This window comes from Marilutibacter maris (genome assembly GCF_006546735.2).
Taxonomy (GTDB): domain Bacteria; phylum Pseudomonadota; class Gammaproteobacteria; order Xanthomonadales; family Xanthomonadaceae; genus Marilutibacter; species Marilutibacter maris.
Genome location: NZ_VICD02000326.1, coordinates 1 through 9,917 on the forward strand (window position 1 = coordinate 1; position 9,917 = coordinate 9,917).

Annotated in this window: 10 protein-coding genes; 3 read left to right on the forward strand and 7 right to left on the reverse strand. The window is 70.7% G+C overall.

Going from position 1 to position 9,917, the window contains the following annotated elements; genetic code table 11:
* Nucleotides 1–6: 6 nt before the first annotated feature.
* Genes FKV24_RS18195 through FKV24_RS18210 form a run of 4 tightly spaced genes read right to left on the reverse strand, consistent with a single transcriptional unit; the run spans nucleotide 7 to nucleotide 4,126 of the window.
* Complete coding sequence (locus FKV24_RS18195) at nucleotides 7–903, reverse strand: hydroxymethylglutaryl-CoA lyase (RefSeq protein WP_141483406.1); 897 nt, start codon at nucleotides 901–903, stop codon at nucleotides 7–9.
* Nucleotides 904–908: 5 nt separating this feature from the next.
* Complete coding sequence (locus FKV24_RS18200) at nucleotides 909–2,906, reverse strand: acetyl/propionyl/methylcrotonyl-CoA carboxylase subunit alpha (RefSeq protein ID WP_141483407.1); 1,998 nt, start codon at nucleotides 2,904–2,906, stop codon at nucleotides 909–911.
* A 17-nt stretch (nucleotides 2,907–2,923) separates the two neighbouring features.
* Nucleotides 2,924–3,316 (reverse strand): VOC family protein, encoded by a 393-nt coding sequence (locus FKV24_RS18205; protein ID WP_111266673.1) that lies wholly within the window; start codon nucleotides 3,314–3,316, stop codon nucleotides 2,924–2,926.
* Nucleotides 3,317–3,346: 30 nt separating this feature from the next.
* Nucleotides 3,347–4,126, reverse strand: coding sequence for an enoyl-CoA hydratase/isomerase family protein (locus FKV24_RS18210; RefSeq protein ID WP_141483401.1), 780 nt, complete (start codon nucleotides 4,124–4,126; stop codon nucleotides 3,347–3,349).
* 157 nt (nucleotides 4,127–4,283) lie between these two features.
* Between FKV24_RS18210 and FKV24_RS18215 the strand changes: the two genes are divergently transcribed.
* The 3 genes from FKV24_RS18215 to FKV24_RS18225 are packed head-to-tail and all read left to right on the forward strand — an operon-like array spanning nucleotide 4,284 to nucleotide 6,639.
* The gene (locus FKV24_RS18215) at nucleotides 4,284–4,532 is read left to right on the forward strand and encodes a FeoA family protein (protein WP_111268082.1); all 249 of its coding nucleotides are present in this window, start codon (nucleotides 4,284–4,286) and stop codon (nucleotides 4,530–4,532) included.
* Nucleotides 4,529–6,397, forward strand: coding sequence for a ferrous iron transport protein B (gene feoB, locus FKV24_RS18220; protein ID WP_141483402.1), 1,869 nt, complete (start codon nucleotides 4,529–4,531; stop codon nucleotides 6,395–6,397). The genes FKV24_RS18215 and feoB overlap by 4 nt, the downstream gene beginning before the upstream one ends.
* Complete coding sequence (locus tag FKV24_RS18225) at nucleotides 6,397–6,639, forward strand: DUF6587 family protein (protein ID WP_141483403.1); 243 nt, start codon at nucleotides 6,397–6,399, stop codon at nucleotides 6,637–6,639. The genes feoB and FKV24_RS18225 overlap by 1 nt, the downstream gene beginning before the upstream one ends.
* A 244-nt stretch (nucleotides 6,640–6,883) precedes the next feature.
* Here the strand turns inward: FKV24_RS18225 and FKV24_RS18230 are convergent, their stop codons facing one another.
* The 3 genes from FKV24_RS18230 to FKV24_RS18240 all read right to left on the reverse strand — a co-directional run bounded on the left by FKV24_RS18230 (nucleotide 6,884) and on the right by FKV24_RS18240 (nucleotide 9,693).
* Complete coding sequence (locus tag FKV24_RS18230) at nucleotides 6,884–7,252, reverse strand: hypothetical protein (protein ID WP_141483404.1); 369 nt, start codon at nucleotides 7,250–7,252, stop codon at nucleotides 6,884–6,886.
* Entirely contained in the window at nucleotides 7,249–7,812 is a 564-nt protein-coding gene (locus tag FKV24_RS18235; RefSeq protein ID WP_111266668.1) for a bactofilin family protein, read from the reverse strand. Before FKV24_RS18235 ends, FKV24_RS18230 begins: the two co-directional genes overlap by 4 nt.
* Before the next feature lie 255 nt (nucleotides 7,813–8,067).
* Complete coding sequence (locus FKV24_RS18240; RefSeq protein WP_141483405.1) at nucleotides 8,068–9,693, reverse strand: carboxyl transferase domain-containing protein; 1,626 nt, start codon at nucleotides 9,691–9,693, stop codon at nucleotides 8,068–8,070.
* Nucleotides 9,694–9,917: the final 224 nt, after the last annotated feature.

The window sequence follows — 9,917 nt, forward strand, 5'->3', positions numbered from 1 at the left end:
GCAGGGTCATGAGGCCGCCAGCGCCTTCGCGACCCTGGAGCCGCTGTCGCGGCCGAGCAGGGCGGCCAGCCAGCGCCCGGTGTCGGCGAGCGCGTCCAGCTCGATGCCGGTGTCCACGCCCATGCCGTGCAGCATGTAGACGACGTCCTCGGTGGCGACGTTGCCGCTGGCGCCCTTGGCGTAGGGGCAGCCGCCGGTGCCGGAGACCGCGGCGTCGATCACCGCGACGCCCTCCTCCAGGCAGGCGAGGATGTTCGCCAGCGCCTGGCCGTAGGTGTCGTGGAAATGCACCGCCAGCGCCGCCATCGGCACCTCGGCGGCGACCGCGCGCAGCATCGCCCGCGCCTTGCCGGGCGTGCCAACGCCGATGGTGTCGCCCAGCGAGACCTCGTAGCAACCCATCTCGTGCAGGGCGCCGGCGACCCGCGCCACGTCGGCGAGCGGCACCTCGCCCTGGTACGGGCAGCCGAGCACGGTCGATACGTAGCCGCGCACGCGCACGCCGTCCTCGCGGGCGCGCGCCATCACCGGCGCGAAGCGCTGCAGCGACTCGTCGATGCCGGCGTTGATGTTCTTGCGGTTGAACGCTTCCGAGGCGGCGGTGAACACCGCGATCTCCTCGACCCCGACCTCGCGCGCGCGCTCGTAGCCTTTCTCGTTCGGCACCAGCACCGGGTAGTGCACGCCGGGCCGGCGGGCGATGCCGGCATAGACCTCGGCGGCGTCGGCCAGCTGCGGCACCCACCTGGGGCTGACGAAGCTGGTCGCCTCGATGCTGCGCAGGCCGGTCGCCGACAGCCGGTCGATCAACGCGATCTTGTCGGCGGTCGCGACCAGCGCCTTCTCGTTCTGCAGGCCGTCGCGCGGACCGACCTCGACGATGCGTACCTGGGCGGGTGTCATGGCGCTCATGATGCCAGCGCCACCAGCACCGCGTCTGCATCGACGAAGTCGCCGGCCGCGGCCTGGACCTGGGCGACCTTGCCGTCGCGAGGCGCCTTCAGGCTCAGCTCCATCTTCATCGCCTCGATCACCATCAGTTCCTGGCCCGCCTCGACCTCGTCGCCTTCGCCGACCCGGACCACCACGACCCGTCCCGGCATCGGTGCGATCAGCGCGTCCGCCGCGGCCGCGTCGCCGGCATGGTCGGCCTGGTACATCGCCACCGGGTTCAGTTGCAGACGACGCTCGCCGTCGTGGACGACCTGGGTACGGCCGTCGTCGATCACCGACATGCGCAGCCCCCGATCTCCGATACGGAAGCTGAGTCGCCCCTCGGCCAGGCGCGCGCCGGCGATCGGATAGCTGTCGCCGGCGTGTTCGATGCGGTAGTCGCCGCCGCTGCCCTGGGCGTGCAGCTCCAGCCGCTGGCCGCGGTGCAGCAGGGCCAGACTGCGGCGGCTGCCGTGGCCGAGCCGCCAGCCGTCGGCGATCGCCCAGGGCGAATGCGGGTCGGCCGAGGCGCGCGCCTGTTCGCGGGTGAGCTGCTCCTGCTCCAGCAGCACCGCGACCGCGCCGGCCAGCAGCATGTCGGTATCGACGGCTTCGTCGGCGCCGGTGAACTCGTCCAGGTGGCGGTCCAGGTAGCCGGTGTCGATGGTGCCGTCGACCACGGCCGGGTGGCGGGCGAGCCGCTCCAGGAACGCGATGTTGGACTTCGGACCTTCGATCGCGCACCGCGACAATGCGTCGCGCAGGCGGGCGAGGGCGGTCGCGCGGTCGCGGTCGTGGACGATGAGCTTGGCGATCATCGGGTCGTAGAAGATCGTCACCGTGTCGCCCTCGATCACGCCGGCGTCGATCCGCACGTGCGCGTCGGGCGCCGGCAGCCGCAGCCGTTCCAGCCGTCCGGAGCCGGGCAGGAAGCCGGCCTCCGGGTCCTCGGCATAGAGCCGGACCTCGATCGCGTGGCCGTCCTGGCGGACCTGCGCCTGGGTCAGCGGCAGCGCCTCGCCGCTGGCGATCCGCAGCTGCCACTCGACCAGGTCCAGCCCGGTGACCTTCTCGGTGACCGGATGCTCGACCTGCAGGCGGGTGTTGATCTCCATGAAGTAGAAGCGGCCGTCCTGGCCGACGATGAACTCGACCGTGCCGGCGTTGACGTAGTCGATGGTGCGCGCGGCCAGCACCGCCGCCTCGCCCATCGCCTGGCGCAGTTTGGGACTCAGGAACGGCGACGGCGACTCCTCCAGCACCTTCTGGTAGCGGCGCTGGGCCGAACACTCGCGTTCGTTGAGGTGCATCGCGCCGCCGTGGCTGTCGCCGAACACCTGGATCTCGATGTGGCGCGGCTTCTCGACATAGCGCTCCAGCAGCACGCGATCGCGCCCGAACGCATTGGCGGCCTCGCGCTGGCAGCTCTCCAGGTTGGCGATGAACTCGCCGGCCTCGCGGACGATGCGCATGCCCTTGCCGCCGCCGCCGTGGGCGGCCTTGATCATCAGCGGGTAGCCGATGCGGTCGGCCTCGGCCTGCAGCAGTCCGGGCGACTGGTCCTCGCCGGTGTAGCCGGGCACCACCGGGACCCCGGCCGCCTCCATCAGCTGCTTGGCGCCGGCCTTGCTGCCCATCTTGCGCATCGACGCCGCCTTCGGGCCGATGAACACCAGGCCGGCGGCCTCGACCGCATCGGCGAAGTCGGCGTTCTCGCTGAGGAAGCCGTAGCCGGGATGGATCGCCTGCGCGCCGCTGCGCAGCGCCACCTCCAGGATCGCGTCGCCGCGCAGGTAGCTGTCGGCCGGACGCGGGCCGCCGATGCAGTAGGCCTCGTCGGCCTGGCGCACGTGCTGGGCGTCGGCGTCGGCCTCGGAATAGACCGCGACGGTGCGGATGCCCATCTGGCGGCAGCTGCGGATGACCCGGCAGGCGATCTCGCCGCGGTTGGCGATCAGGATCTTGTTGAACATCTTCGATGACGGCGACATCAGGCTGAGCCCTCGGGCAGGTGGCAAACGGCCTCGATGTTGTGGCCATCCGGGTCGATCAGGAACGCGCCGTAATAGTCCGGGTGGTAGATCGTGCGCAGCCCCGGGGCGCCATTGTCGCGGGCGCCGGCGGCCAGGCCGGCGGCGTGGAAGGCATCGACCTGGGCGCGCGAGGACACCGAGAAGGCGACATGGCTGGCCGCCACCGCATCGGCCTCGGAAATCCAGAAGTCGGGCTTGCCGCGGCCGAAGCCGGCGGTCGGCCGTCCGCTTTCGGTGACGCTGGCCGGCACCTCCATCACCAGCGCGGCGCCGATGCTGGCCAGGGTGCTGAGGTAGAACGCCTTGCTGCGGGCGTAGTCCGCAACCGGGATTCCGATGTGGTCGATCATGGCGGTTCTCCTTGTGCCTGCCGCGCCGGATCAGACCCAGGAGGGTCGGCGCTTGTCGAGGAAGGCGGACAGGCCTTCCTGTCCTTCCGGCGATACCCGCAGGCGGGCGATCAGCGCGGCGTTGTCGGTGTCGTGGCGGTCGCGGTCGGCATGGGCGGCGACCTCGCGCACCAGCCGCTTGGCGGTCGCGGTGGCGACCGGGCCGGCCTTGAGCAGCAGCCCGATCTGGCGCTCGACCGCCTCGTCCAGGGCCTCGCCGGCGACGACCTCGTGCAGCAGGCCGATCCGGTGCGCCTGTTCGGCGTCGAAGATCTCGGCGGTGGCGAACAGCCGCCGCGCCTGGCGCGGCCCGATCGCCTCGATCACGTAGGGCGAGATCACCGCCGGCAGCAGGCCCAGCTTGGCCTCGGTCAGACCGAACTTGGCCCCGCTCGCGCCGATCGCGATGTCGCAGCAGGCGATCAGGCCGACGCCGCCGCCGAACGCGGCGCCATGGACGCGGGCGATGGTCGGCTTCGGCAGCTCGTCGAGGCTCCGCATCAGCCGCGCCAGCGCCAGCGAATCCTCGCGGTTCTCGTCCTCGCTGGCCGCCGCCATCGAGCGCATCCAGTTCAGGTCGGCGCCGGCGGAGAACGAGGCGCCTTCGCCCTCCAGCACCACCACCCGGACGCCGTCGTCGTCGGCCAGCGCCCGCAGGGCGTCGGTCAGTCCGGCGATCAGGGTCGCATCGAAGGCGTTGTGCAGTTCGGGACGGTTGAGCCGCAGACGGGCGACTGCGCCGTCGCGCAGGATCAACAGGGGGACGGTCATCGCGTGCTTTGCCGGATCGGTCGGAACAGCCGTCGATGATAAGGCAACGCCCGATAAATCCGCTGCAGTAGGGTTTCCGGGGGTGTCGCACGGTGGCGCGAATCGGTCGTGGTCGATGCTAGAATGAGAACAATTCCTATTTGCTCAGGTGCGCGACTTGAAGCTGTCAGAACTGCCGCGCCGCGTCGCGGCCATCGTCGAGAGCGTTGAGGATGCGATGCCCAACGACGCCATTGCCCGCCGTCTGCGCGAGCTGGGCTTCGTCGCCGGCGAGCGCGTCGAGCTGATGGCCGCCGGTCCGTTCACCGCCGAACCGCTGCTGGTCCAGGTCGGCTTCACCCGTTTCGCGCTGCGCCGGGTCGAGGCCGCGCGCGTGCGCGTGGCGATGGCGGGAGACCCGGCATGAGCGAGGCACGCGCCCTGCGCCTGGCCCTGGTCGGCAGCCCCAACTGCGGCAAGACCGCGTTGTTCAACCAGCTGACCGGCAGCCGCCAGAAGGTCGCCAACTACGCCGGCGTCACCGTCGAGCGCAAGGAGGGCCGCCTGCACGGCCCGTCCGGCCGCCACTACGCGGTGCTCGACCTGCCCGGCGCCTACAGCTTCCATGCCGCGAGTCTGGACGAGGCGGTGACCCGCGACCTCTGCCGCGGCTTCTATCCGGGCGAGGCGGCGCCGGACGTGATCGTCTGCGTGGTCGACGCGACCAATCTGCGCCTGCACTTGCGCTTCGCGCTGGAAGTGCGCGCGCTGGGCAAGCCGATGGTGCTGGCGGTCAACATGATGGACGCCGCGCACCGGCGCGGGATCGAGGTCGACCTGCAGGCGCTGGAGCGCGAACTCGGGGTGCCGGTGGTGGCGACCGTCGCGGTGCAGCGCCACGGCGCGCGCGACCTGGTCGCCAGGATCGAGGCGCTCGGCACCGAACCGCACGAGCCGGACCGGCAGATGCCCGAGGGCGCCGCCGAGGATGCCGACGCCCTGCACGCGGAGACGCGGCGGCTGCTGTCGCTGGCGGTGAGCATGCCGCGCCGCACCGCCGCGGTCGACGACGCGCTGGACCGCTGGCTGCTGCACCCGGTGTTCGGACTGGTCGCGCTGGCGACGGTGATGTTCCTGATCTTCCAGGCGGTCTACGCCTGGGCGACGCCGGTGATGGACCTGATCGACGGCGGCACCGGCGCGCTCGGCGAATGGGTCGTCGCGACCCTGCCGGAAGGGCCGCTGACCAGCCTGCTCGCCGACGGCATCATCGCCGGCCTCGGCGGGGTGATCGTGTTCCTGCCGCAGATCCTGATCCTGTTCGCCTTCATCCTTGCGCTGGAGGAGTCCGGCTACCTGCCGCGCGCGGCCTTCCTGCTCGACCGGCTGATGGCCTCGGCGGGACTGTCGGGGCGCTCGTTCATTCCGCTGCTGTCGAGCTTCGCCTGCGCGATTCCCGGGATCATGGCCACGCGCTCGATCCAGGATCCGCGCGATCGCCTGGCGACGATCCTGGTCGCCCCGCTGATGACCTGCTCGGCGCGACTGCCGGTCTATGCGCTCTTGATCGGCGCCTTCATCCCGCAACAGAAGGTCGGCCTGTTCAACCTGCAGGGCCTGGTCCTGTTCGCGCTGTACATGGCCGGCATCCTCAGCGCGCTGGCGGTGTCGTGGGTGATGAAGAAATGGCGCCGCGACAAGGGCGAGCACCCGCTGTTGCTGGAGCTGCCGTCCTACCGCATCCCGCATCCGCGCGATCTGCTGATCGGCCTGTGGGAGCGGGCGTGGATCTTCCTGCGCCGGGTCGGCGGCATCATCCTGTCGCTGACCATCCTGCTGTGGTTCCTGCTGAACTTCCCGGGTGCGCCCGAAGGCGCGACCGGGCCGGCGATCGACTACAGCTTCGCCGGCCGCATCGGCCACGCGATGACCGCGATCTTCGCGCCGCTGGGCTTCAACTGGCAGATCTGCATCGCGCTGATTCCCGGCATGGCCGCGCGCGAGGTGGCGGTGTCGTCGCTTGCCACGGTCTATGCGTTGTCCGCGGCCGACGACGATGCCGCGACCCAGGCGCTGACGCCGGTGATCAGCGACGGCTGGTCGCTGGCGACCGCACTGGCGCTGCTGGTGTGGTTCATCTATGCGCCGCAGTGCATCTCGACCCTGGCGACGATCAAGCGCGAGACCGGTTCCTGGAAGCAGGTCGCGGTCTCGGCCGGCTACCTGTTCGCGCTGGCCTACTTGGCCGCGATGCTGACCTATCAGGTCGCGGCGGCGCTGGGAGCGGGCTGATGGAGCGCGGGCTGCTGCTGCAGTACCTGCTGATCGCCGTGGCGGTGCTGGCCAGCGCCGGCTACGTGATGCAGCGGCAGATGCCGGCGTTCACCCGCCGGCTGCGGGTCGCCTGCGCGGTGCCGCTGGTGCGCGAGGGCCGACCCGGCTGGATGCGCGCGCTGGGACGCTGGATCGCACCGTCCGGCACCGGGGCCGCCGGCGCCTGTGGCGGCTGCGACGGTTGCGGCCCGGCGGACTGAACGGGCCGTTCCCCGACTCGGGCAATCGCGGCTTACGCCGCTCCTACAGGGAAACGACGCGCGTGGCGAGCGTGAACGCCGTCGCGGAGCAGGTCGCACCGAGACGGCTACAGGACAGGCGACCGCTTTTCGTAGGAGCGGCGTAAGCCGCGAGCCGTTCGTGACGGGAAGGGCGACGGCCACCGGCTGCGGATGGCCGCCCGTCGTACGGGCGGCGGAGCAGGGGGCCGTGCGCGCGGGCCGCTCAGTGGCGGCTGCGGCCCTTGCCGGCGCGGTAGCCCTTGACCTCGAGCGCCTCCACCGCGAGGGTGAAGCTGCGTTCCTCGCCCGGGTAGAGCGCGCCGACGCCGATCACCTGGCGGTCGATCTCCTCGCCGCGCTCGTTGCGGATCGACACCACCATCGAATACTCCAGCGCGCCGTCGCTGGGCTGCGGGCGGATCGTGCCTTCCACCCGCAATGGCACCGTGCGCTGCGCCTTCGATCCGGCGTCGGGATCGAAGCGCAGGTGGTGCTGGCACGCGGGACAGACGTTCGCGCTTTCGAGGATCGTGGTCTTGCAGTGCGGGCAGGTCCGCGTCGCGCCAGGCGTGCCTAGGCGGATCGCGCTCATGCGCCGGCGCCGTTCTCCCCGGCCGATCCCTTGCCGTTGGACTGGCCGTTCGACTTGCCGCCTTCCTTGCCGCTCCAGCCGAACTCGACCTGGCCGCGCATCTTGGAGCCGGCGGCCACGGTGACCGTGCCGGCCTTGATGTCGCCGATCATCGCGCCGCTGTCGAGCAGCTCGACCCGTTCGGCGGCATCGATGTTGCCTTCCAGCTCGCCGGCGATGATCACCTTGCGGGCCTTGACCCCACCGTTGAGCTTGGCGCCGACCTCGATGGTCAGGTCGCCCTGCACATTGACGTCGCCCTTGAACTTGCCGGCCAGGCGCACGTGGCCGGAGCCCTCGATCTTGCCCTCGATGGTCAGGTCGGAAGCGATCACCGATTCCTTCAGCTGCGGCTGCGCGCCGGCCGACGGCGTGGTGCGCGGGCTGGTCGCGGCGGTGTTGTTCTGCGCGGCGAACGACGGCTCGGGACGCGTCTCGACCGCGCGCGGAGCCGGCGTGTCCGACGGCGGCGGCGGGTTGTCGCGTTTCTGGGGGGAGGCGGGGCTGTTGAAGATGGCCATCGTGCGGAACTCCTCTGGCGGGGTTTGGGCGCAAGCCGGAAAGAACGTCAGCGGATTACGCTAGCACGCGTTTTTCAGGCCTTTCCGTGCGAGGGTTCTCAACAACCGCCAACCATCCGACGAGCGGTTGCCGTCGGTTGGCCTGGCTTCATCTGGGCGCGACGGCAGGACCGGCGGACGACATCGCACCGTCACCGGCGCGTCATTGCCATGCCACGAGCGCCGCGACCCGGTCGGCCGCAAGCGCGGACGCGGCTACATCCGGAACACGCCGAAGCGGGTGCCGTCGCGGCCGGGGCCGCTCTCGATCGGTGCGTTGAGGCTGGCCGACAGGCCCAGGCCGAGCACGCGGCGGGTATCGGCGGGGTCGATGATGCCGTCGTCCCACAGCCGCGCGGTCGCGTACCAGGGGCTGCCCTGGGTCTCGTACTGGTCGCGGATCGGCGCCTTGAAGCTTTCTTCCTCGTCCGCGCTCCATTGCCCGCCGCGCGCCTCGATGCCGTCGCGGCGGACCGTCGCCAGCACGCTGGCCGCCTGTTCGCCGCCCATCACGCTGATCCGCGCGTTCGGCCACATCCACAGGAAGCGGGAGCCATAGGCGCGGCCGCACATCGCGTAGTTGCCGGCGCCGAAGCTGCCGCCGATCACCACGGTGAACTTGGGCACATGCGAGCAGGCCACCGCGGTGACCATCTTGGCCCCGTCCTTGGCGATGCCGGCCTGCTCGTACTTCTTGCCGACCATGAAGCCGGTGATGTTCTGCAGGAACACCAGCGGGATGCCGCGCTGGTTGCACAACTCGATGAAGTGCGCGCCCTTGAGCGCGCTCTCGGCGAACAGGATGCCGTTGTTGGCGACGATGCCGACCGGGTAGCCGTGGATGTGGGCGAAGCCGGTGACCAGGGTCTTGCCATAGCGGGCCTTGAACTCCTGCAGCTCGCTGCCGTCGGTGACCCGCGCGATCACCTCGCGGATGTCGAACGGGCGGCGGGTGTCCCTGGGCACGATCCCGTACAGCTCCTCGGCCGGGTAGCGCGGCTCGACCGCGGTGCGGCTCGCCACCGGCACGCGCTTGCGCCGGTTGAAGGTGCCGACGATGTCGCGCGCGATCTGCAGCGCGTGGCGGTCGTCCTCGGCAAAGTGGTCGGCCACGCCGGACACGCTGGTATGGACGTCGGCGCCGCCGAGGGTCTCGGCATCGACGATCTCGCCGGTGGCCGCCTTCACCAGCGGCGGACCGCCGAGGAAGATCGTGCCCTGTTCCTTGACGATCACCGACTCGTCGCACATCGCCGGCACGTAGGCGCCGCCGGCGGTGCAGCTGCCCATCACCACCGCGACCTGGGGAATGTTCTCCCCGCTCATCCGCGCCTGGTTGTAGAAGATGCGGCCGAAGTGCTCCTTGTCCGGGAACACCTGGTCCTGCAATGGCAGGAACGCGCCGCCGGAGTCGACCAGGTACACGCAGGGCAGGTTGTTCTCGCGCGCGATCTCCTGCGCGCGCAGGTGCTTCTTCACCGTCATCGGGAAGTAGGTGCCGCCCTTGACAGTCGCGTCGTTGGCGACGACCACCACTTCCTGCCCCATCACCCGGCCGATGCCGCAGACCATGCCGGCGGCCGGCGCGGCGCCGTCGTACATCTCCTCGGCGGCCAGCGGCGCGATTTCCAGGAATGGCGAGCCGGGATCGAGCAGGGCGGTGATGCGGTCGCGGACCAGCAGCTTGCCGCGCTCGGTGTGCTTGTCGCGCGCCTTGTCGCCGCCGCCCTGGGCGGCGCGGGCGAGGCGGGCGTCGAGTTCGTCGACCAGGGCACGGTGGTAGGCCGCGTTGTCCTGGAAGTCCTGCGAGCGCGGGTCGAGCTGGGAGGTGATCGCGGGCATGGGCGGGGGCATGGCGGAAAGAGGTCGGCATCAAACCACAAAGGCTCCGATGCGACCAGTTCGCCACCGTCCGGAGAGTGGGTGCCGCCGCTACTCCCGGTTGCGGCCGGTGCCTTGCCGACGGCGCAAAAAAGAAAGGGCCCGCGCAGGCGGGCCCTTTTGGAGGCTTGCGTTGGAACGCGGCTCAGTGGCCGGCGTCTTCCTTGGCTTCCTCGGCGGCGGCC

What these genes read in the sequence shown, in the direction of transcription:
- FKV24_RS18195 (WP_141483406.1), bottom strand. Translation starts at nt 903, where the DNA reads ATGACACCCGCCCAGGTACGCATCGTCGAGGTCGGTCCGCGCGACGGC.
- FKV24_RS18200 (WP_141483407.1), bottom strand. Translation starts at nt 2,906, where the DNA reads ATGTTCAACAAGATCCTGATCGCCAACCGCGGCGAGATCGCCTGCCGG.
- FKV24_RS18205 (WP_111266673.1), bottom strand. Translation starts at nt 3,316, where the DNA reads ATGATCGACCACATCGGAATCCCGGTTGCGGACTACGCCCGCAGCAAG.
- FKV24_RS18210 (WP_141483401.1), bottom strand. Translation starts at nt 4,126, where the DNA reads ATGACCGTCCCCCTGTTGATCCTGCGCGACGGCGCAGTCGCCCGTCTG.
- feoB (WP_141483402.1), top strand. Translation starts at nt 4,529, where the DNA reads ATGAGCGAGGCACGCGCCCTGCGCCTGGCCCTGGTCGGCAGCCCCAAC.
- FKV24_RS18225 (WP_141483403.1), top strand. Translation starts at nt 6,397, where the DNA reads ATGGAGCGCGGGCTGCTGCTGCAGTACCTGCTGATCGCCGTGGCGGTG.
- FKV24_RS18230 (WP_141483404.1), bottom strand. Translation starts at nt 7,252, where the DNA reads ATGAGCGCGATCCGCCTAGGCACGCCTGGCGCGACGCGGACCTGCCCG.
- FKV24_RS18235 (WP_111266668.1), bottom strand. Translation starts at nt 7,812, where the DNA reads ATGGCCATCTTCAACAGCCCCGCCTCCCCCCAGAAACGCGACAACCCG.
- FKV24_RS18240 (WP_141483405.1), bottom strand. Translation starts at nt 9,693, where the DNA reads ATGCCCGCGATCACCTCCCAGCTCGACCCGCGCTCGCAGGACTTCCAG.